At 58.9% G+C, this 21790-nt stretch carries 21 protein-coding genes and 1 pseudogene; 5 read left to right on the top strand and 17 right to left on the bottom strand.

Annotated features, from left to right (window positions below; genetic code table 11):
* Positions 1-210: 210 nt before the first annotated feature.
* From CORTU0001_RS11050 to purD, 5 genes are all read right to left on the bottom strand, one after another.
* On the bottom strand, positions 211-894 hold the full coding sequence (locus CORTU0001_RS11050; protein WP_005330011.1) for a DUF2334 domain-containing protein: 684 nt from the start codon (positions 892-894) through the stop codon (positions 211-213).
* A gap of 56 nt (positions 895-950) precedes the next feature.
* Positions 951-3074, bottom strand: a complete 2124-nt coding sequence (locus CORTU0001_RS11045) for a S9 family peptidase (protein WP_005330009.1) — start codon at positions 3072-3074, stop codon at positions 951-953.
* 53 nt (positions 3075-3127) lie between these two features.
* Positions 3128-4021 carry a phosphoribosylaminoimidazolesuccinocarboxamide synthase gene (locus CORTU0001_RS11040; protein WP_034668813.1) on the bottom strand — a complete coding sequence of 298 codons (894 nt, stop codon included), beginning with the start codon at positions 4019-4021 and terminating at the stop codon, positions 3128-3130.
* A gap of 163 nt (positions 4022-4184) precedes the next feature.
* Complete coding sequence (gene purB, locus CORTU0001_RS11035; RefSeq protein ID WP_005325782.1) at positions 4185-5615, bottom strand: adenylosuccinate lyase; 1431 nt, start codon at positions 5613-5615, stop codon at positions 4185-4187.
* A 41-nt stretch (positions 5616-5656) separates the two neighbouring features.
* Positions 5657-6931, bottom strand: a complete 1275-nt coding sequence (gene purD / locus CORTU0001_RS11030; RefSeq protein ID WP_034668830.1) for a phosphoribosylamine--glycine ligase — start codon at positions 6929-6931, stop codon at positions 5657-5659.
* A gap of 35 nt (positions 6932-6966) precedes the next feature.
* Between purD and CORTU0001_RS11025 the strand changes: the two genes are divergently transcribed.
* The gene (locus tag CORTU0001_RS11025) at positions 6967-7395 is read left to right on the top strand and encodes an HIT family protein (RefSeq protein ID WP_005330004.1); all 429 of its coding nucleotides are present in this window, start codon (positions 6967-6969) and stop codon (positions 7393-7395) included.
* Here CORTU0001_RS11025 and CORTU0001_RS11020 read toward each other — a convergent pair.
* The 3 genes from CORTU0001_RS11020 to CORTU0001_RS11010 form a co-directional block, all read right to left on the bottom strand.
* Positions 7392-8903, bottom strand: a complete 1512-nt coding sequence (locus tag CORTU0001_RS11020; RefSeq protein WP_005330002.1) for a sensor histidine kinase — start codon at positions 8901-8903, stop codon at positions 7392-7394. The genes CORTU0001_RS11025 and CORTU0001_RS11020 overlap by 4 nt on opposite strands.
* Before the next feature lie 12 nt (positions 8904-8915).
* On the bottom strand, positions 8916-9620 hold the full coding sequence (locus tag CORTU0001_RS11015) for a response regulator transcription factor (protein WP_005330000.1): 705 nt from the start codon (positions 9618-9620) through the stop codon (positions 8916-8918).
* Positions 9621-9806: 186 nt separating this feature from the next.
* Positions 9807-11552 carry a pyruvate dehydrogenase gene (locus CORTU0001_RS11010; RefSeq protein WP_005329998.1) on the bottom strand — a complete coding sequence of 582 codons (1746 nt, stop codon included), beginning with the start codon at positions 11550-11552 and terminating at the stop codon, positions 9807-9809.
* A gap of 182 nt (positions 11553-11734) precedes the next feature.
* Between CORTU0001_RS11010 and CORTU0001_RS11005 the strand changes: the two genes are divergently transcribed.
* Positions 11735-13246 (top strand): MFS transporter, encoded by a 1512-nt coding sequence (locus tag CORTU0001_RS11005; RefSeq protein WP_005329997.1) that lies wholly within the window; start codon positions 11735-11737, stop codon positions 13244-13246.
* Entirely contained in the window at positions 13212-13766 is a 555-nt protein-coding gene (locus tag CORTU0001_RS11000) for a TetR/AcrR family transcriptional regulator (protein WP_005329996.1), read from the top strand. Before CORTU0001_RS11005 ends, CORTU0001_RS11000 begins: the two co-directional genes overlap by 35 nt.
* Positions 13767-13991: 225 nt before the next feature.
* On the opposite strand, the gene CORTU0001_RS11315 is transcribed toward CORTU0001_RS11000, so the two are convergent.
* The 9 genes and pseudogenes from CORTU0001_RS11315 to CORTU0001_RS10960 all read right to left on the bottom strand — a co-directional run bounded on the left by CORTU0001_RS11315 (position 13992) and on the right by CORTU0001_RS10960 (position 19847).
* A complete protein-coding gene (locus CORTU0001_RS11315; protein WP_050776611.1) occupies positions 13992-14810 on the bottom strand; it encodes a hypothetical protein in 819 nt (272 codons plus the stop codon).
* A 15-nt stretch (positions 14811-14825) separates the two neighbouring features.
* Positions 14826-14975 (bottom strand): annotated as a pseudogene (locus CORTU0001_RS12095) (WhiB family transcriptional regulator); the annotation flags it as partial.
* A gap of 141 nt (positions 14976-15116) precedes the next feature.
* A complete protein-coding gene (locus CORTU0001_RS10990; RefSeq protein ID WP_005329994.1) occupies positions 15117-15641 on the bottom strand; it encodes a hypothetical protein in 525 nt (174 codons plus the stop codon).
* 13 nt (positions 15642-15654) lie between these two features.
* Positions 15655-16383 carry a hypothetical protein gene (locus CORTU0001_RS10985; protein ID WP_005329993.1) on the bottom strand — a complete coding sequence of 243 codons (729 nt, stop codon included), beginning with the start codon at positions 16381-16383 and terminating at the stop codon, positions 15655-15657.
* 13 nt (positions 16384-16396) lie between these two features.
* Entirely contained in the window at positions 16397-16840 is a 444-nt protein-coding gene (locus CORTU0001_RS10980; protein ID WP_005329992.1) for a hypothetical protein, read from the bottom strand.
* A 297-nt stretch (positions 16841-17137) separates the two neighbouring features.
* Complete coding sequence (locus CORTU0001_RS10975; protein ID WP_005329991.1) at positions 17138-18565, bottom strand: DNA primase family protein; 1428 nt, start codon at positions 18563-18565, stop codon at positions 17138-17140.
* Positions 18566-18587: 22 nt separating this feature from the next.
* Positions 18588-19073 carry a hypothetical protein gene (locus CORTU0001_RS10970; protein WP_034668810.1) on the bottom strand — a complete coding sequence of 162 codons (486 nt, stop codon included), beginning with the start codon at positions 19071-19073 and terminating at the stop codon, positions 18588-18590.
* Positions 19074-19301: 228 nt separating this feature from the next.
* Complete coding sequence (locus CORTU0001_RS10965; RefSeq protein ID WP_034668809.1) at positions 19302-19589, bottom strand: hypothetical protein; 288 nt, start codon at positions 19587-19589, stop codon at positions 19302-19304.
* Positions 19590-19658: 69 nt separating this feature from the next.
* A complete protein-coding gene (locus tag CORTU0001_RS10960) occupies positions 19659-19847 on the bottom strand; it encodes a helix-turn-helix transcriptional regulator (protein ID WP_005329988.1) in 189 nt (62 codons plus the stop codon).
* 152 nt (positions 19848-19999) lie between these two features.
* Here CORTU0001_RS10960 and CORTU0001_RS11765 point away from each other — a divergent pair, with 152 nt between their 5' ends.
* Positions 20000-20620 (top strand): hypothetical protein, encoded by a 621-nt coding sequence (locus CORTU0001_RS11765; RefSeq protein ID WP_157749127.1) that lies wholly within the window; start codon positions 20000-20002, stop codon positions 20618-20620.
* The gene (locus tag CORTU0001_RS10955) at positions 20577-21761 is read left to right on the top strand and encodes a tyrosine-type recombinase/integrase (RefSeq protein WP_005329987.1); all 1185 of its coding nucleotides are present in this window, start codon (positions 20577-20579) and stop codon (positions 21759-21761) included. The genes CORTU0001_RS11765 and CORTU0001_RS10955 overlap by 44 nt, the downstream gene beginning before the upstream one ends.
* Positions 21762-21790 lie beyond the last annotated feature (29 nt).

The following is a 21790-nucleotide window of genomic DNA, read 5'->3' as shown; positions in this document are numbered from 1 at the left end:
CCCACAGACGCAGACCCCGCTCGCTTGGGAGAAATCCCAAGCGTGCGGGGTCTTAATTTTTGCGATTTCAACGATTTCGTCCATCTAAAACACTACAACCGTTGACGGAAACAGGGTTTTAGATGGACGAAATCGTACTACCGGACATAGACACCACCAACCATCCCCGCCACTTTTGTTCGCAGAACCTCTGACGAGGGAATGCGCTCCCTAATTTGGCAGGAAAGCGCCATAATCGGCAGGGGTCGCGCCGGCGTTGATGGCCCGGTCGGCGGCTTTGACGAAGTCATTGATTACTTTGCGGTCATCCAAGTTGCGGCCGGAAACCGAAAGGCGGACGGTGTTGCCACGCTGGGCGGAGCGCTCAGCAGCGCGAATAATGTTTTTGCGCCACCACTTGGCGGAGCCAAAGCCCTCACCAAAAGAAAGGTTGCGGGCCTGGTGGAACTTACCGGAATTGATCTGGAGGATGCCACGGGTGGAGGCGGCTACCTCAAACTTGAACTGCGGCAAGACCTGCAAGGTGCCGGGCGACATACGCCAGCGAGGGGGCGCGAAGATGGTGGGTTCGAAGCCGATCTTGGCCATCTGGCGGGTAGCTCCGGCAAGGCGAAGCTTCGCCTCGTGCGAATCGAGGTTGGCGAATTCCGCGCGGCGGCCCTGCACTGAACGGTCGAAACCGTTCAGGATAAGAACGCGGCCGGCATCGGCTTGGTCTTGCAGCCACTTCTTGGTGTCTTTGTCTTTGGCGAGGTGCCAGTTGCCGTCGATATGCGGGGCAATCAGCAGGGAAACAGGAATCTCCTCTCGATCAAGGATCGAGAGGAGCCGGCTAGCCTGCTTCCGTGTGTCATCAAAGATGCTGGAGATAGATACCAGAAGGTGGCCATTCATAAGGAAAATTATCGCACAGGAATTCAGGATTCGCGCGTTGGCCCCCTATCCGGGTTTTACTTCTCCAAGCCGGTGGCCTTGTTGATGGTCCACGCATACTCGAAGGCATTCTGGCGCCACTTTTCATAGCGACCGGACACGCCGCCATGGCCCGCGGCCATTTCGGTTTTGAGCAAGAACTCGCCGCCGGTGGCCGTCGTTCGCAGCTGGGCGATCCACTTGGCCGGCTCAACGTAGAGCACGCGGGTGTCATTGAGCGAGGTGATAGCCAGAATGTCCGGGTAGTCCTTGGCCTCGATATTTTCGTACGGCGAGTAGGACTTCATGTAGTCATAGACCTCTGGATCGTGGTACGGGTCGCCCCACTCTTCCCATTCAGGGACCGTGAGTGGAAGCTCCGGCATGAGGATAGAGGTCAACGGATCCACGAACGGCACGACGGCTTGGATAGCGGTGAAGCGATCCGGGGCCATATTGGCAATCGCGCCCATGAGCATGCCACCAGCTGAGCCACCCTCGGCCACCATCTGGTCAGCGGTGGTCACCCCGCGGGCGATGAGGTCATCGGCGACATCGATGAAGTCAGTGAAGGTGTTTTTCTTCTTGAGCATCTTGCCGTCGTCGTACCAGGTACGGCCCATCTCGCCGCCGCCACGGACATGGGCCACGGCGAAGATCATGCCGCGGTCCATGAGGGACAGGCGGGTAACGGAGAATGCCGGATCCACGCTGACCTCATAGGAACCGTAACCATAGAGCAGGGTCGGATTCGGCTGAGTGCGGTCGAGGTCGGCGCGGTGGACAATGGATACGGGGATATCGGTGCCGTCGGCAGCCGTGGTCCACAGTCGGTAGGCCACATAGTCATCCGGGTTATAACCGCCGGGAACCTCCTGCTCCTTGAGGAGAGTAAATTCGCCGGTATCCACGCGGTAATCAAAGAGCTGGGAGGGCTGGGTGAACGACACGTAGCTCACGCGCAGCACCGGTGCGTCCCACTCGGGGTTGCCGGATACGGACACGGTGAAGAGTTCTTCGTCGAAGTTGAGCTCTTCGAATTCGCTAAAGCCGTCGTTCACACGCATGATGGCGGCGCGGCCGATGCCGCCGCGGCGGTAGCCCACCACAATCTGATCGCGGTAGGTGTCCACGCCCTCGATGCGGGTGGTCTCCTCGTGCGGCAAGAGCGCCGGCAGGTCACGTAGGGTGGGCAGCTCATCCTTGGCCTTGGTATATCCGACCTCGAAGTTGGGGCCGGTGGCGTTGTGGGTGACGATCCAGTAATCCTCGCCCTTAACGACGGCGTGATCGACGTCGTAGTCCACGCCAGATTCGCGCTCCCACAGCAGGCGGAATTCACCCTCGGGGTTGTCTTCTTCGAGGACCCACACCTCAGAAGTCACCTTGGAGCTCACGCCAAGGAAGAGGTATTTATCGGAGCGAGCGCTGCCGATGCCGACGTTGAAGTGCTCGTCTTCTTCCTTGAACACCTGCACGTCTTCGGACTGCGCGGTACCGACCTTGTGGCGCCAGATGGCGTCAGGGCGCCATGCCTCGTCGACGGTCGTGTAAAAGATATAGCCGTCACCGGCCCAGGTGGCGCCGTAGAAGATGCCCTTGAGGTGGTCGTCGAGAAGCGCGCCGCTTTCCAAGTCCTTAATATAGAGCTCAAAACGCTCGTCGCCGGCGAAGTCCACGGAATAGGCCAGGTAGCGGCCGGAATCAGAGATGGAGGCAGCGCCGAGGGCAAAGAAGTCCTTGCCCTCCGCCAGCGCGTTGGCGTCAAGGATAATCTCCTCGCCTTCCGGGGTGCCTTCCTCTGGGATAACCGGGGCAGTCCATGGGTCAGCCCCCTCCTCTACCGGGAGCCGGCAAGAATAGCCGTAGCTCTTGCCCTCCTCGGTACGGCCGTAGTACCAGTAATCGCCGCGGCGAGAAGGCACGGACATATCGGTTTGCTTGATGCGGGACTTAATCTCCTGGAAGATATTCTCCGTCATCTCATCCAAGTGCGCGGTCTTCGCCTTGGTGTAATCATTTTCTGCGTTGAGGTAATCCAGGGTTTCCTGGGATTCCTTATCGCGCAGCCACTCGTAGTTATCCACGAACTCGCGTCCGTGGAAGGAACGGGTCACAGGGTGGATGGCGGCCACGGGGGCGGAAAGATTCTCGTTGCTCATGCCGCCCCACTGTACGCGTGGCGCCCCAGGGCTGGAAGCCCGTAGAGCGAGAGCTAGGCCTCGGGCGAGAGGGAGTCCGCGAAGCGCTCGCCGGAAAGCCGCTCGTAGGCCTCGATGTAGCGCAGGCGGGTGGCGGAAACGACGTCGTCGGGAAGCTGGGGCGGAGTGCCGTCGGCGGCTTGGTCCCACCCGGAGGCGTCAGAAGTCAGCCAATTGCGCACGTATTGCTTGTCGAAGGACGGCTGGACCTCGCCCTCCACGTAAGAATCGGCCGGCCAGTAGCGGGAGGAATCTGGGGTAAGGACCTCATCGGCCAGCACGAGGGTGCCGTCTTTGTCTAGGCCGAACTCGAACTTGGTATCGGCGAGGATAATGCCCTTCTCCTCCGCAAGCGTGGCGGCCTCGGAGTAGATGCGGAGGGTGGCCGCGCGCAACTCCTCGGCGCGATCGGCGCCCAGCTTGTCCACCACGACGTCGAAGGAGACGTTCTCATCGTGCTCGCCCTGTTCCGCCTTGGTAGCCGGAGTGAAGATGGGCTCGGGCAAGCGGGAAGCCTCAACCAGGCCCTCCGGCAGCTCGATACCGCACACGGTGCCGTTGGCCTTGTACTCCTTCAGGCCGGAACCGGTGAGGAAGCCGCGGGCCACGCATTCGAAGGGCAACATATCCAGCTTCTTGACCACCATCGCGCGGCCAAGGCACTCGGCGGGGATGCGCTCATCATCGAGCGGGCCGGCCAGGTGGTTGGGGAAATCGATGGAGTCGAAGAAGAACTTCGAGGTCGCGGTCAGCACGCGGCCCTTGTCCGGGATGGCCGGCTCGAGGGCGTGGTCGTAGGCCGAGATGCGGTCCGAGACCACCATCAGAAGAGTGTTCTCGTCTACATCGTAGATATCGCGGACCTTGCCGGAGGCAAGATGGGTATAAGAAGAAAGCTCAGGTCGCATGACCTTCATTCTAGCGCCCAGGGGTAGCGAGCACGTTTCGATCAAATAAGCCCCGAAATCCGCGTGGGATTCGGCGACTATTTGATCGAAATGCGAAAAAAGGAAGGCGCCCTGCGAAAAAGGAAGACGCACCGCGACAGGAAGGCGCCCGGCGCGGCTCGCTTTAGAGGATCTCGCCCGGGGTATAGGCCGCGGCCTTGGGGTGCTCGCCTACCAGTGCGTTGATGCGGTTGAGGACCTGGCTGACCTGGGACTCGGCGGCGCCGATGAAGGCATGCTTATCGGCCAGGGCGGCCTCGAGGTCGGACTCGTCCATGGGCAGGCGGTCATCGGCGGCGAGGCGTTGGACTAGGTCCTGCTCGCCGCCATTTTCGCGCATATTGAGTGCGACGGCCACGGCGTTTTCCTTGATGACCTCGTGGGCGGTCTCGCGGCCCACACCGGCGCGCACGGCCGCCATGAGGATGCGGGTGGTGGCCAGGAAGGGCAGGTAGCGCTCCAGTTCGCGGTCGATCATGGCCGGGAAGGCGCCGAACTCGTCGAGGACGGTGAGGAAGGTTTCAAATTGGCCGTCGAGGGCGAAGAAGGCGTCGGGAAGCGCGACGCGGCGGACGACGGAGCAGAAAACATCGCCCTCGTTCCACTGCTGGCCAGCGAGGTCCGCGGCCATGGTGAGGTAGCCGCGGAGAATGACCTGCAAGCCGCCGACGCGTTCGCAGGAGCGGGCGTTCATCTTGTGCGGCATGGCGGAGGAGCCAACCTGGCCCTCCTTGAAGCCCTCGGTGACGGTCTCGTTGCCGGCCATCAAGCGGATGGTGGTGGCCAGCGAGGACGGAGCGGCGCCGAGCTCCACCAGGGCGGAGATGGCGTCGAAGTCGAGGGAGCGCGGGTAGACCTGGCCCACGGAATTGAAGATGCGGTGGAAGCCCAGGTAATCCGCGATGGCAGTCTCCAGGGAGGCGAGCTTGTCCTCGGAGCCGCCCATGAGATCGAGCATGTCCTGGGAGGTGCCCATCGGGCCCTTGATGCCGCGCAGCGGGTAGCGTGCCAAGAGATCTTCGACGCGCTCGATGGCCAGCAGCATCTCATCGCCGGCCGTAGCGAAGCGCTTGCCCAGGGTGGTGGCCTGCGCGGCGACGTTGTGGGAGCGACCCGCCATGACCAGGGACTGGTACTCGGCGGCGTGGCGGCCGATGCGGGAGACCACTGCGATGGCCTTATCGCGGATGATCTCCAGCGAGGTGTGGATCTGCAGCTGCTCCACGTTCTCGGTGAGATCGCGGCTGGTCATGCCCTTGTGAATGTGCTCGTAGCCGGCCAGCGCATTGAATTCTTCGATGCGGGCCTTCACATCGTGGCGGGTGACGCGCTCGCGCTCCGCGATGGACTCGAGGTTCACGTCCTCTACCACGGCCTCGTAGGCATCGATGGCCTTGGCGGGGATGTCTACGCCCAGATCCTTCTGGGCGCGCATGACCGCAATCCAGAGCTTGCGCTCCAAGATGATTTTATGCTCCGGGCTCCAGATATTGGACAGCTCCGCGGAGGCATAGCGGGAGGACAGGACGTTGGAAATCTTCTTCTTTTCAGCCACGTGGCTATTATTCCATGCCTGCCCCGCCGCGGGGTGAAGGGTTAGAGAGAAATCTCACCGTCTTCTGCTCGCTTGCCGATGTCCCGGCGCACAAAGCCACCCGCAAACTCGATGCCGTCGACGGTGGCGTAGGCGTCTGCGCGGGCGTCGGCAAGCGTGGCGCCCTTGCCCAGCACGCTGAGCACGCGGCCGCCCGCGGTGCGGTAGGCGCCGTCGGTATGCACGGTGCCGGCATGGAGGACGCGCTGCGGATCGTCCAAGGCGGCGCCGGAAATGGCATCGCCCTTGCGCGGGGAAGCCGGGTAGCCCTCGGCCGCCATGACGATGATGACGGCGAAGCCATCCTCCCATTCCAGCGGCGGGAGCTCGGAGAGGGTGCCGGTGGCCGTGGCGTGGAGGGCCTCAGCCAGCGGGGACTTGAGCAGGGAGAGCACTGCCTGGGTCTCCGGGTCGCCGAAGCGGCAGTTGAACTCGACTACGGCTGGGCCTTCTTCGCCCCAGGCCAGGCCGGCGTAGAGCAGACCGGAATAAGGGGTGCCGCGGCGCGCCATCTCCTTGGCCACAGGGGTGCAGACCTCGTCCACGATGCGCTGCACGCCGTCCTCCGGCAGCCACGGCAGCGGGGTGTAGGCGCCCATGCCACCGGTATTGGGGCCCTCGTCGTTGTCATAGGCACGCTTGTGATCCTGGGCTGGCAGCAGCGGGACGACGGTCTCGCCATCGACTAAGCAGAAGAGAGAGACTTCGGGACCGTCGAGGAAGGATTCCAGCAGCACCGGGTTGCCGGCCGCGAGGACGGCGTCGACGTGGGCGCGGGCTGCGGCGCGGTCCGGGGTGACCACGACCCCCTTGCCACCGGCCAGTCCGTCGTCTTTGACCACGAACTGCGGGCCGAAGCGGTCGAGCGCGGCCTCAATGTCGTCCTCGCCCGCACCTGGGCGCAGCTGTTCCGCGCGGGCGGTTTTGACGCCGGCGGACTCCATGACGTCCTTGGCAAAAGCCTTGGATCCCTCGATCTGGGCTGCGTCCTTGCTAGGTCCGAAGACAGCGATGCCGGCCGCGCGCAGGGCATCGGCCACGCCGGCGACGAGGGGAACCTCAGGTCCGATGACAACGAGGTCCGCGGCGATGCTCTGGGCGAGCTCCACCATGCGATTAGCGTCATCTACCTCGGAGTAGTCCGGGTGGACGGTAGCGAGGGCGGACATGGCCGCGCTGCCTGGCGCGGCGTGGATTTCGGTGCTCTTAGGGTCGGCGGACAGGCCCTTGACAAGGGCGTGTTCACGGCCGCCCGAACCAATTACGAGAATGCGCATGCCCACCATCATAACCAGCGGGTAGCCTGGCACACATGGCTTCTGTATTTACAAAGATCATTAATGGTGAACTACCCGCTCGCTTTGTCTACCGCGATGAGACCTGCGTGGCTTTCCTCTCCATCGAGCCGCTGCGTTACGGCCACACCCTGGTCGTGCCCATCGAGGAAGTAGATAAGTGGACCGACCTGGATCCACAGACCTGGGCCCACCTCAACGAGGTCGCCCTGGAAATCGGCGGCGCTATCAAGACCGCGTTTGATACCCCGCGCACCGGCTACATCATCGCCGGATTCGATGTCCCGCATACCCATATCCACCTCTTCCCCACCGAGAAAATGGAAGAGTATGACTTTGCCAAGGCCTTCGACGCCGATAACACAGACGATGCCGCGATGGATGAGGCGGCCGCCCGCATCCGTCAGCACCTCGGCTGCAACGAGGACGGCGTTCGGGAGGACTAGGTCTCAGAGGGGGCGTCGGCAAGCGCGGGCAGGCGCACCGTAAAGGTGGTGCCGCGGCCGAGCTCGGAGTCGACGCTAATGCTGCCATCGTGCTGCTCCACTAGGGAGTGGACGATGGCCAAGCCCAGGCCGGAGCCGCCGGTATCGCGGGTGCGCGAGGTATCGGCGCGGTAAAAGCGCTCGAAGATATGCGCCGCATCTTCCTGGGACATGCCCTTGCCATCATCGCTGACATCGACCAGTACATCATTGGCCTCGCGGCGCAGGCGCAGCGTCACCGCGGCATCCTCGCCGCCGTGGCGGATGCCGTTGGTCACCAGGTTGAGCAGCACCTGATGCAGGCGGCTGGCATCGCCATTGACCACCGGGATGGACTTGGCATCATTGGCCACCTTAATCTCGCGGCCGGGGAAGGCGGCACGCGCGGAAGAGCCCACAGACAAGGCCAGCTCCAGCAGGTCTACGGGGTGCAGGTCTAGGCGCGTCCCCTCGGCGCGGGTAAGAGCCAACAGGTCCTCCACCAGCAGGGACATGCGCTTGGACTCATCATCGATCTTAGAAAAGACCAGATCCACGTCTTTGGTGGCGCCCGAGCGATAGAGCTCGGTATAGCCGCGCAGGCTGGTCAGCGGCGTGCGCAGCTCATGCGAGGCATCGCCGACGAAGCGACGCATCTGTTCCTCTTTCTCCTGCGCGCGCACGACGGAGCGCTGCAGCTGCCCCAGCATGATATTGAGTGCGGCGGCCAACTGGCCCACCTCGGTGTGCAACGGCCACTTGGGAACTCGCTTGTCTAGGTCACCTGCCGCGATTTCTGACGCCGTCTTTTCCACCACCCGCAGCGGCCGCAACGCCCTGCGGATAAACCAGAAACCCACGGCCGCAATGGCAGCCAGGGCGATGGCGGCAATGGTCACTTGGACCATGGCTAGGCCGTGCAGGATTTCCTTCTCGTGGGTCATATCCTTGGCAATGACCGTGATGACGCCGTTGGAATCCGCGAAGGCGAGCGCGCGCCACTTGGTGTTGTTCTCGATGGAACCCACGGTGGTGGGGTAGCCGCCGAGCGGGATCTTCTCCGCATTCGGGGTAGTCGACGATGGTCCCGAGTAGCGGATGGTGCCATCGGGCAGGTAGTTCAGCACCACGTATTCGGTAGGCGGGCGCTTGGTGTGATCGCCGATGAAAAAGTCATTGCTGATATCGCGCCCCCATGTGGTCGACGCGGAGCGCAGCTCATCATCGACGTTATTGAAGAGCACGTTGCGCATGATGGAATTCACCGCAAAGGACGAGCCCGTAATGCCGAGCCCGGAGACCACGACGAGGAGGATGACCAGCCACGTACGCAGCGGCATTGCCTGGGGAATCTGGGAAAACATCCGCCGCTTGGAGGACTTTTTCTCCCCCTCGCCTTGGCCCAGGCCTTCATGCCACATGGACTGCGGGCGCGCCGTCGCCGTCGCGGGCGCAGGTGCCTGACCTTTGGTCTCCTGTGAATCTTCCATCACTTAAGCACTTTAGGAGCGCGGGGTGCGCAGTACATAACCCACGCCGCGCACAGTGTGGATCAGCTGCGTCTCGCCGGTATCGATCTTGCGGCGAAGGTAAGAGATATAGGACTCGACCACGTTGCCATCGCCGCCGAAATCGTAGTGCCACACGTTGTCCAAAATCTTGGACTTAGACAGCACCACTTCCTTGTTTTGCATGAGGTAGCGCAGGAGGTTGAACTCGGTGGGCGAAAGCTCGATGAGCTCACCGGCCTTGGTGACCTCATGGGTGTCATCATTGAGCGTTAGATCCGCGTAGCTCATGGTGGCATCGTTGGTGGATTCTTCCGCCGCGCCACCGCGGCGCATGATGACGCGCAGGCGGGTGATAACTTCTTCCAGGCTAAATGGCTTGGTCACGTAATCATCCGCGCCGATGGTCAGTCCGTGGATGCGCTGGTCCACACCGTCCTTAGCGGTGAGGTAGAGCACCGGGCCGTCCAGGCCTTCTTGACGCAGCTTGCCCAGCAGCTCGAAGCCATCCATACCCGGCATCATGACGTCCAAGATGTAGGCATCTGGGTTTACTTCGCGGGCAATGCGCAGCGCCTCGTTACCGGAATTGGCGCTGTAAACCTCGAAGTCCTGGAACTTCAGCGATACGGTAAGCAGCTCCACAATATTGGGTTCGTCATCGACGACAAGAACCTTGGCGAGTTTAGTGTCTTCCATGTTCTCCTCAGACTCCCTTAAAGGTTGTGATTTTCTAACACGTCATCATGGCACGCTTGCTTTCCAGCCTACTGAAGAGTTTCTGCCTGAATCCTGTGAACGTGGATGCTCGGCCTGCTCGGCGCAAAAGAAAACCACGCCCCTCCCCAGGTGAGGAAGGGCGTGGCAGCTAGCGCAGCGCGCTATTTAGAAGTCCTGCGGGCGCGGGATATTGCGCAGGTTGGACTTTGCCATGGTGATCATCTGGCCAACGCCACCGTCCAGAACGGTGCGGGTGGCAGCCTTGGAGAAGCCCATGAGCTGCTCGATGGTCAGCGTCGGTGGCAGGGAGAGGGCGTTGGGGTCAGTGACGACGTCGATAAGAGCCGGGCCGTTATAAGCCAGCGCCTTCTTGATCTGCTCCGGTGCATCCTTCGGATCCTCGATGCGGAAGTGCTTGATGCCGGAAGCCTCTGCAATCTTGGCAAAGTTGACGGAATCGTGGTCGGTCTCGTGCTCCGGCAGACCCTGCACCAGCATCTCCAGCTTGACCATGCCCAGGGAAGAGTTGTTGAACACGAACATCTTGATAGGCAGGTTGTGCAGCTTCACGGTGAGCAGCTCACCCATCAGCATGGACAGTCCGCCGTCACCGGAGAAGGTGATGACCTGGCGGCCCGGGTTAGCGGCCTGTGCACCCAGTGCCTGTGGCAGGGCGTTGGCCATGGTGCCGTGGCGGAAGGAGCCGATCTGCTCGCGCTTGCCGTTAGCGGTGATGTAGCGAGCGCCCCACACGTTGCACATGCCGGTATCGACGGTGAAGATGGCATCTTCATCCGCGTTCTTGTCAATGAGGTCAGCAACGTACTCTGGGTGGATCGGGGTGTGCTTGTCCACGTTGGAGGTATAAGCCTCAACGACGTGCTCCAGCTTGCCGTAGTGCTTCTTGAGCATCTTGTCCAAGAAGGAGCGATCCTTCTTCTCATCCACGTGCGGCAGGATGTTCTCGATGGTGGCGGCTACGTCACCGGTGACCGGGTAGGAAATCTTGGTGCGGCGGCCGATGTGGGAGCCGTTGATGTCCACCTGTGCCACGTTGGCATCCGGCAGGAAGTCGTTGTACGGGAAGTCGGTACCCAGCAGGATGAGCAGGTCAGCCTCGTGGGTGGCCTCGTGTGCCGCACCGTAGCCCAGCAGGCCGTTCATGCCTACGTCGAACGGGTTCTCGTACTGGATGTACATCTTGCCACCCAGAGCGTGGCCGATGGGAGCCTTGATCTTCTCCGCCAGCTTGAGCACCTGCTCGCGGGCGTCCTTGACGCCGGCGCCAACGAACAGGGTGACGGAATTAGCCTCGTTGATGGCCTGGGTCAGGGCAGCAGCCTCGGCCGGATCCGGGAAGACGACCGGGCGGCCGGCAGAGATCTTGGACTCGACGAAGGAGTCATCCTCAGCGTCCTGCATGGAAACGTCACCCGGGATAACGAGGACGGAAACGCCATTGCCGGCCATGGTGGACTGGATAGCGTGGTGCAGGACAACGCCGCCCTGCTCAGCGGAGTTGACCATCTCGCAGTAGCCAGAGCACTCCTGGAAGATTGCCTCTGGGTGGGTCTCCTGGAAGAACTTGGAGCCGATCTGGCGAGATGGGATGTGGGAAGCCAGTGCCAGCACCTTAGCGCCGTTACGGTGGGCGTCGTACAGGCCTTGGATCAGGTGGGTATTGCCCGGGCCGCAGGATGCGGCACATACGGCCAGCTTGCCGGTGGTAAGGGAATCTGCCTCGGCAGCGAAGGCTGCTGCTTCCTCGTTGCGGACGTGAATCCACTCGATGGAGGAGCGACGAACGGCATCCACGATCGGGTTCAGGGAGTCACCGACGAGGCCATAAATGCGCTCGACACCCTGCTTTTCCAGGGTGTCAACTAGCTGTTCTGCATAGTTACGTGCCATTAAAAATCATCCTTAACTCTTAATTGGTGTTAATACCACTGTGCTACTTAGACCGCAGTAAAGTCCACTGTTCTCTTATACACTCACACACTGCGCCCAGCTGTGAGGAAGGTAATACTAACCTATCTTGAGCTGCAAACTGCAACGACCGTTCGGTACTGTTTGGTACTGTTTACTGCGCTATGAGTATCCACCCGCCCCGCGCACAAGACCACGCCGCTGCGGCCTCCACGGCCGCCCAGCGGTGGTCTTTCTGCGCCGTCATCTCTCTGGGGTTACTCATGGTTGGGCTGGATAATTCCATCCTCTACACCGCATTGCCGCAGCTATCGCAGCAATTGCACACCACCGATACCCAGCAACTCTGGATTATCAACGCCTACGCGTTGGTGCTCTCCGGCCTCCTTCTTGGCGCCGGCACGCTGGGCGATCGCACCGGCCACCGGCGGATGTTTCTCATCGGCTTGGCCGTCTTCGGCGGCGCTTCCCTGCTCGCCGCGTATTCCCCCAGCGCTTGGACGCTGGTCTTAGGCCGCGCCTTCTTGGGCTGCGGCGCCGCCATCATGATGCCGTCTAGCCTGGCGCTTATCCGCCTGACTTTTCCCGATGAGGTGGAGCGCAACACGGCCATTGGCATCTGGGGTTCTGTCGCCGTCATCGGCGCGGCGGCTGGCCCCACCGTGGGCGGCTTCTTTTTGGAGCACTTCTGGTGGGGCTCGGTCTTTTTGCTCAATGTCCCGGTTGTGGTCGTGACCATTGTGCTGACCTTGTTCCTTGCCCCGCCAAACGCTCCGAACCCCCTAAAACACTGGGACTTCCCCTCGTCCCTGTATTCCCTTATCACTCTCGCCAGCCTAGTGCTGGCCATTAAATCCCTGGCACACAACTGGCCGGTGAGCGCCGCCGCAGGCATCGTCTTCATCTGCGGCGCGCTCGCCTTTGGCCGCCGCCAGGCTCGCTTGTCAGATCCCCTGCTGACCTTCGACATCTTTAGCTCCCGCATCTTCAGCGGCGGGTCCCTAACGGCCGGCGGCGCCATGTTCGGCCTCTCCGGCCTGGAGCTGGTGAGTACCCAAAAGCTGCAGCTTGTCGACGCCCTCTCGCCCCTCCACGCCGGCCTCATCATCTCCGCCATGGCGCTCTCTGCCATCCCTACCTCCATCTTGGGTGGTGCCACCTTGCATCGCGTGGGGTTCCTCCCACTCATTAGCGGCGGATTCTTGCTCATGGCCGCCGGCATGGCCCTAGTGGTGGTGAGCCGGGGTGAGACGCTTCCCCTACTCGTCTCCGCCCTCGTGCTCACCGGCCTAGGCGCGGGCCTGGCCATGTCCGTGTCCTCCACCGCCATCATCAATGCCGCTCCACTTCATCGCACCGGCATGGCCTCCGGCGTAGAGGCGGTCTCCTATGAATTCGGCACCCTGATCTCCATTGCACTGACCGGCACCCTCGTGCCGCTACTCATGGCCCGCGAACTGCCGCCCCACCTCGCGGAACTGGGTACCGACGCGCTGCATCACCCCGCTTCCCACGCGGCCGCCGCGAGCGCCTACAATGCCGGATATCTTTCCACCATCGGCGGCCTAGCTTGCTTCGCCTTGCTCCTAGCCGCGATAACCGCCTGGTGTTTCCGCGATAACCCGAAATCAGGAGATCCCTATGCCGCGACTCAACAAAAAGACCGCAGCCCTTGAAGCTGCGCTCGACATCATCGCCGCCGAGGACGTCTCTGGCTTGACCTACGAATCCCTGGCGCAGGCGACCGGCATGTCCAAGTCCGGACTCATTTATCACTTCCCTACCCGCCATGATCTGCTCGTAAACTGCCATGGATTTTGCGCCGCACGCTGGGAAGCAGAACTCGAGAAGCTGGCCGGCGGCCACCCGGCAAGCGAGCTCAGCTGGGCCGAGCGTTCCCGCGCGCTCGTATTGTCGATGGGCAAAAATGATCCGCTCATCAAGCTGTTGATGTGTGTACATTCCCAGACCCACCCGGATTTTTCCGCCCAGTGGGCCGAGGTGGATGCGCGCTGGATGGTCGATCCTTCCGCCGCCGAGACGGACGAGGATAATCTGCTGATCATGCTTCTTAGTACCGGCCTGTGGGTGCACGATCACCTCAACCAGCGCAAGCTGTCCCCCGCCAATCGCCAGCGCATGGTCGACCGGCTTTTTCGGCTTATCGACGCCCCCTCGAAAACCACCGAAGGCTAGGCCCACGCCGGGGCCCAGCCTCCTTTTGAGCTGGAGACGAGACTTGAACTCGCAACCTACGCTATACAAGTGGCAAGTTTGTGCTAATAATTCAGGGAATGTAGCAACCTGCATTTTGTGGCACTTTATCCCATCTACCTGCAGTTACCGTACTGCATGGAACAGTTTGGAAACGGGAACAATTTTTCAAAATAGCCAATAGATAGCCACCTCTCCGGGCTTAAATCAGAGCGGGGGAACCTCCGCTTCAACTAGCCAATGACGGCCCCATTTATTGACCACTTCCACGCCCCGGCCATGCAGCCTTGTCAGCATCTCCGAAACGGTAAAGCCATGCATCTCCGAAAGGTATTCCAAGTTCACTACCTCAGCCACGGGTACGCAAAGCTCCTCAGCGGCCTTAGCACGTGATTTCGCCTCACGCTTTTGGACTAGCGGAGACTCATAACCGAATGCCCCAAGATTGACGTGGAGGTTCGCCTGCCTACAGTAGGGAGATCTGTCCATCCTCCAGAGCGCCCCGGATTTAGTCGCCCTGCTTTTCGTCTTGCCCTTAGTGAACCCTAGACACTTTGCAGCGTCTTTCAGGGGAACTATGTAGTCAACGGGTACGCCCAATTCAACGGCAATTTCTTTGCGCTTGCGGTTGATGTAACGGTGACGCTTCAGATGGGCTTCCCGCCCGTGGTGGTGGCGCTTACGGTCAACCACTTTCATTAGGCCGCGCCTAACCCGGCGCTCCTCTTCAGGCAAGGAATCCAGATACGCCTTTAATGCCGTCCTGCAGTCCACACAGAATTGGCGGCTGTAGTGCATGACCATGCCGGGCGGAATCTCCTCCGGGGTACGTGTCCAGCCATGTAAGGTGCGCCCACAATTCAGGCACGGCTTCCCGGTAACATTCCCCTGCTTTCTGGCACGGCCCTCATAGACCGGGGCTGCTATCCCGGCTATCATCTCCAGCTCGTGAACGGTGCTTTTGCCGTGTGTGACTACCCCGGCCATGATTACCCCGTCCGCTGGAAGTTTCTCCCCCGTCAACATGCTGCCTGCTTCTAGCGCAACACGTGCGCATTCTTTGCGCATTGGGCAGTGCTCGCACATACGGATAGCGGCGTTAATCGACCGTTGGGGAACGTTGTCCGGGTCGATGAAAGCGCGGTTTCGGGTGTTAATGCAGGGCGCGTTAGTCAGTGTTGGGGCTGTCACCCCAATGTTCTATTAAAAATGCCGTGGCGGTTAGTTAGTGCAGGTCAAGACGTTTAAGTCACTGTTACTTTTGGCATGAAAAAGCCCGCCATTTCGGAAAAGAGTACAAACGAAACGGCGGGTCTTTTAGGGTTACGGGAGTTAGATCCGGTCTAGGTCACGACCATATCGACCGGGCGTGATGGAACCCTTTTGCATCACGTTGCCATTGTGCATGTAGAACGGGGCGCGGTCTGTCACGATGTGGCCGTCCTCATCGCGTTCCGGTTCGTCTAGCTGCTCTACGAGGCCGCGTAGGTTGCGATATGCCTCCACCTCAACGGCGCGGGCCTCACGGTAGGCAGGCAGGCCCTTAATGGCCTCCTCGTGAGCCTCAGCGGCCTTAGCGGTGGCCTCCTCCAGTACGGTGTACGCTTCCTCCACCGCTTCCATAACAGCGTCCTGTTGGGCGGTGTGGCGCTTAGCGGCCTCAGCCTTAGACTTATCTACCGCTGCCTTTTCCTTACGGCGTGCTTCCAGCTCGGCGGTGTACTTATCTAGCTCACGGCGGGCTAGTGCCTCTTTCCAGTCGGGCACCTCAGCCCCACTATTCCTATCGTTCTGCAGCTCAGCCAACTGCTCACGGAGGGCCTTAAGAATGGCCTCTAACTGCTCGATGGTGCGCATAGTCTCTTGTCTCCTATTCCGTTGGGGCAGGGGTATTGAAAGCAGGTGCCGGGCGTAGCTTTTCAAAGGTGATATGGCTGTCCGTCTCCATATCGTCGCTGAAGTAGTTCACGAGATAGTTCTTAATCTGGTCTAGCTTCATGGTGTCGCCTGCAGTGCTCATGCGCGGGTTCTGCAGGGAGGTTTCCAGATCGTCCAGCTGCTCATTGACAAGGCGGGCGGTGGTTTCAGCGGCGTTAGCGGTGTGCTGTGCGTTCCTCAGCGCCGGGTTTTCCTCAGCTTCACACCCTCGCATTAATTCCGCATTGGTAATCCCACGGGCCTGCATCTCCTCGAACAGCATGGTTCGGGCTGGAGACGGGCCCATCTCCTTAAACACCGCTTGAAGGGCTGCAAGGTTGTTGTTGTCTCCGTCCGTCTTAGTAAGGTCTTCACGCTGCAGGTAACGCTGTGTTGCCATTTCTGCAGCCAGTGTCTCAGTGGAGTCTTTGGCCCGTGGGTAGACCTTGGCGTACTCCCCGGCCTGTTCCTTGGCTACGGCTTCTGGGAGGGCAGCTGCGGCTTTTCGTAGCTTGCTGATGGCGGCGGTGTAGCCGTGCTGGTCAGCTACTCGCTTCAGCTGGTTGCGCTTGCCCTCGTCTGAGTAGTCAGGGTTCTTGGCGAACCACGTGATTGCCTTGTCCATCTCAGCGCTTAGAAACGTGAGCTGAGGCGTTAAGTTGTTGAAGTTGAATGTGGTCATTGGTTTGGGTCTCCTATAGGTAGGTGTTCAGCGGGTCGAGCGCGTCCAGGGCCTTGTCCAGGGCCTTGTCCTGTTCTCGTTGTTGTGGGGTGCGGTCGTTGTGCTCCTTGTGCTCAGCGACATGCGCGGCAATCTCTAGGTCGCGTTGAATTGCGATAGCAGCGGCGGTGACGTGGCGGCGAATGTCCGCGTCCTCTCCCTCAGCACTCAGTGCCTTATCCAGCTCACGTTGTGCCAATGCGCGGAACTTAGCGGCGACCTCATTGCGCTCATTAGCAGCGCGGCGCGACCGTACTCGCACAGCCGTGGTGGGGATCTTCCCCTCCCACGTGATGCCCAACTCGCGGCAAGCACGATCCACTTGGTGAGTGGTGGTGCCTAATTCCTTGGCAATTGCGTTCCGTCCCCGGCCCTGGTCGTACAGTTCCCGGACGGCCTGATAATCAATATCGCTCACGATATGCTCAACTCTTTTTTAGTCGGTCGATTAGTTGACCACCCCATTAAAAGGACTCTGGGAACGCGGTCGCCCCCCGTTTGCAAGCTCTGTAATTACGTCCAGACGAAATTTGTCGCTCTGAAGTTGGTTGGAACATGTTCTTGGTGTTCTTGCTGGTCAGGGCGTTATGTGGTTTGTTCCAGAACATAGATTGTGTGTTCCTGTGTTCCGGCGTTGATTATTGGTTTGTTCCGGAACACGGTTGGAACACGCTAAAAATTAGGCGTGACCTGTTGGAACACATGGAACATGTTCCTAGGCACTTTGCTGGTGAGATTCTTTAGCTAGGACAAGGGGAATACTTTTGATACCAAACACATACCGGCCCTTTTTGGTGTACGCATCCGGCTTAGTGTTCTTAACCTCAATATCGGGCGAGACTGAATCCAATTGTTGGGCAAGGTTTTGCTGATTCATGTTCGAGCGCCCTACCTCTTCACACCAGCTCTTGTACGCCGCATGAACCGCCTTTAGCTCTACATAATCACTTGGGTTGCCTGTAACCCTGTAGGTGGGTTCTTCGTCCAGGAAGTTCGCCACGGGGCTGTTGAGGTCGCTCATCATGGATTGAATATCAGCCATCGTTTCCGGCTCCGTGAAGTGGTGTTGCTGTTCCAGTCGTTTCAGTCCATCCAATGCCCAGTTAAAGATGCCGGGTAGCTCCGCTTTGAGCTTCGCTCCTAGTTTTTCGTCCCTCTCCTCTTCTGGCACGGACTTGCTCAGCTTAACGGCAACGAATCGTCGAATCATCGCGCCGGATGCGTCCGGGAACCTTGGCACCTCATTTGATACCAGCATGATGCGCGTAGGCAGGGTGCCATTCCAGTAGGACTGATTCTTTCGGTTAATGGATACCGCATCTTCTCCGATAATGGATAACAGGCGTTCCACGGTGGTTCCGCTGGTGTGGCTGTAGTCGCTACGTGCGTCTTCAATGACGGCTAGGGGTTTGCCGATTAAGTCCGATAGTCCAAACTCACTACCTAGTTTCGTTAAGGATGGGGAGACTACGTTTTCGACTCCTACAAGTTGTTGGATTGTGCGGCTTAAAGTTCCTTTACCACCACCCGGTGGCCCTACTAGCACCAGCGCCTTTTGCAGGTCTGTACGTCCACTTATGGCGTATCCTGCGAACTCTTGGATTGCTGCGCGTCCTGCAGGATCGTGGGCGAAAGTATCGTCTAGAAACTTTTCAAAGGTTGGGCATGTGGCGGTGGCATCGTAGGAAAAAGGAAGCGACCAGGTATTAAACAGCTCCATATGGTTGCCCTGCATGAATTTACCTGTGCGGAAGTTGAGCACACCATTTTGCAGAACAATAAGGTCATGAGGGTTCATGATGTGGCCCTGCTCAATCCAGAATGGCGCATCCTTTTTGTCTTTGAGCATAAGGGCAATCTTTAACGGTTCCATGAGATTCGAGACACTGGCTGTCGTTGGCGACCAGGGCTCCGCGCCTTTGGGCTTGGATAGCATGACTTCACCTAGGCGTGTCCAGATGGGGCGTTTGACTTCTAGCTCGTTTTCTTCCTGTTCCCAGTGGGTGCCGTTGAACAGCCACCACTGTCCGCGCCAGTACGCGGTGTTACGATTCCCCTCCGTACTGAATACGTCACCCACCAGCTTTTTCGCCACAAGCATAGCGTTGGAAATCGGCGGGTAGAACTCTGGTTCTTCGGCCATAGTGTTATCAGTCTCCTTGGGTTTAGGCGGCGTTTACGGCTGTTACAGGGCGTATGCGCATCCGGGCGGCGCGTACTTGGTCTATGCCCTTTAGAATCGCGTCCAGCTCCTCTAGTGCGCTGTTATCGGCGTTAGTGACTAGACGTTCGCCGTAGTCTTTGACTTCACGCCGGTAGGCTTCATCCACCACTTGGGACACGAATCGCGGTAGCTGCTCCGGGTGCCCGCGTGTTTCGAGTAGCGCGTTTAGCTCCGCACGTAATCCGTTATCCGCGTCTTTAAGCTCCCCAGCCTCAAGAAGTAGGGAATGCAGTTGGATGATTACACTTCCGGGTTCTTGGTGGTTGGCGAACTCTACGGTGTCCAGGGCGTGAAAGATGCGCTGGTGTATCCAGTTCGGGAAGTCTGCGGCCTGTAGACGGGCCATAGCGGCGTTAGCTTGCTCGGCGGGTGCTGCTATCACCGATGCCAGTACTTCACGACTTAACGTGGTTTCTAGGGCGCTCATCGTAGGCCCCCTACTCTGGCTAGACGATGGTTAGATGCGTAGCCGGGTAATGGTTCACAACGTGCAGCAGCTGCTTTGCGTCGCTTGTATTGACGGCGGCGCTGATTTGCCTCCTCCATCGCCTGTGCGCTGGGGCGGTATTTTTCTTGGGCTGCTTTGAGATCCGCAATCATCTCCGGTGTAAGACTGCTCCGAAAGTTTTTGTCTGGTGACGTTGTAATCCCGTTGTTAGGCATGGTCGCTCCTCTTGTCCGCTGGAATTCCAACGGGGTAAAGGTTGATTGGCGTTAGTTCTTGCGCAATCTTTTCTGCGTCACTCAGCTTTTCAATGAACTGATGAATCTCCTGAGTAGAAAAGTCCACGGCTCCCCACCAGTCACCAAAGGTTGGCTGGAGGCGAATTACGGGTTCCCCGTCTTGGGGATCACGTGTCACTTCGATGTTGAATAGACCAAAGGGCGCGTTCGCTTCCACTTGAACGTAGAAGTCGCTATCATTGAGATGTGCTTGAGGCATCTGATTGTCTCCTTTAACCCCCCTTGTAGCTGCAACTACTTGGGGGTTCTTTCGTGTTTTGATCGGGTTTTAGGCGGCTGCGATTTCTTTATCCAGCCATTCTTGAACTGCAGTGTTGAGGTAGTAGATGCGGCCAGCGATACGAATAAATTCCGGCCCTTTGCCCCGACTTCTCCACGTTGCAAGCGTGGCAACCGATAATCCGATTTGCTCAGATACCTGCTTTGCCGTCATGGCATCTCGTTTCAGATTTAGCATTGGACAATCCTTTCTTATAGTCAGTGTCAGACTTTGAGGGAGTGTGCATATCTTTGCTTGCACAATTTTGAGACTAATTATAGACTCTAACCCTGTCAAGCTTTGAGGGAATTTGTCTTGACCCTAAGAACTCAATAGTGGACACTCGATTTATGAGCAAATGGCATGTGACCTCCGTAGGAGAGTGGCAAGAAAGGCCCAACAGTAAAGGAAAATTCGGCAAAGGGCCTTTCATCGAGGATGCTTCAAAGGGAGCACCAGCACATGCGTACTGCATCATCGACAACGGAACACAGCGACTCTCATTAGAACTTGTCTTTACTGACTTCGGAAGATATGAAGTTGAGGGCATCGTAGCTTTCGACCCCGAAGACTCTTATATAGGCAGTTCCACGCTTCGCCAGTTGCCCCTATCCCGCCTCGCCAATGAAGCAACAACAAAGCTGGGGGAGTACTACGGTGCAACGTTTGGTCGGGGTATTAAGCCGATACCGACGGTGCCAGATCATGTAATAAAAGAATGGCCTCGTGGAAATACTTCCCTTGTACTTGAGTGGGTAAGGGACGTTTACCAAGCAGCACTCAACACTGGAGTTCCCCCAACTCGCACAGTATCCGAACAATTTGGTGTGAGCCGCGACCGGGCGGCATATATGGTTCGCCGCGCTCGTGAATTAGGTGTCCTACAAGTGAGCTCTGAGAATCACCCCGGAAAGCGAACTACAGAACATGCCAAGAAAGAAACTACCCGTAGGACAAATAGGGACGATTAGGTATGAGGAAGTAGGCTACCGCCGCTGGAGAGCACTAGCCTACGTCCGCACTTTTGCCGATAAGCGTATCCGCGTCACTGGCACCGGGCGCACAAAAAGCGACGCTGAAGCCACCCTGAAAGCCAACGCCAACGATCGCGTCTTTGAGAATGCAGGGGCCATTATCGACGGCAACACCACCCTGCAAGAACTCCTAGAACTAACCGTAAAAGCTATGCGCGCTGGCACTATCGGCAATAAGAAACTACGCATCCAATCGGTTAACACCTATGAACGTCAACTATCCCTTTTCGAGGGGACGCGGGGTGAAAGGGCGATTGGTAATCTTCGCCTCTGCGAGTGTGACAAGTCGATAATCGCTAACTGGCTAGTGAAGCTGTCAGAGCGCACCCCCGCTAACGCTAAGCTCGCAAAGATTCTACTGTCCCGCGCCTATGACCTAACCGTCGTCCACGGCGTGAATGTGTGGCCTATCAACCCAACGCACGGAGTAAAGCTCCGGGCCAATGACAGTGAAGAATCTGAACCGGTCGCTTTGTCTCTCGCTGAGATTCAACAGATTTGGGAAAATGTTCAGTCTTGGCAGACACCCTACAAGCACACTGATTTAGTGGGAATTGTGGGCGCGCTTATCGCCACGGGGTTCCGCCCGTCTGAGGTGCTGGCGCTCCAGTGGTCTGATTTCCAGCTAGACGCTAAGCCAAAGGCTAAGGCGACGCTCTCCGGTGCGATTGTCAGGCAGGACGGGAAGCTAGTCCGCCAAGGCTACACAAAGACCAATAGCGGCTTTCGTACGGTTACCCTCCCCGATTGGTTCAGAGACATGCTCATTGAGCGTTTAGTGAATGCCGACAATGTACTTGTCTTTCCGAATAACCGGGGCGGGTTCCTAGACATTGTGAATGTTCGTAGACAATTTCGGGAAGCGCGGGGTGAGGTATTTTCTCACGTGAAGTTTAAGTCTTTCCGCTCCTCGGTTGCTACGGCCATTGAGAATGTGGACGGCGTAGAGGAGGCCGCTAGGCAGTTGGGGCACGCTTCCCCGGCGATTACGGGTCGCTATTACGTGAAGCGGGCGGCTGATGCCGGTGACCATACGGCGGTGTTGGAAATGTTTGCGCCTGCGCAAAGTAGCCAATAAATAGCCACTTTTACTACTTGTAAACGTTA

Origin of the sequence: Corynebacterium tuberculostearicum SK141 (assembly GCF_000175635.1) — a bacterium.
GTDB lineage: Bacteria > Actinomycetota > Actinomycetes > Mycobacteriales > Mycobacteriaceae > Corynebacterium > Corynebacterium tuberculostearicum_C.
This window is presented reverse-complemented; position numbering and strand designations above follow the sequence as displayed.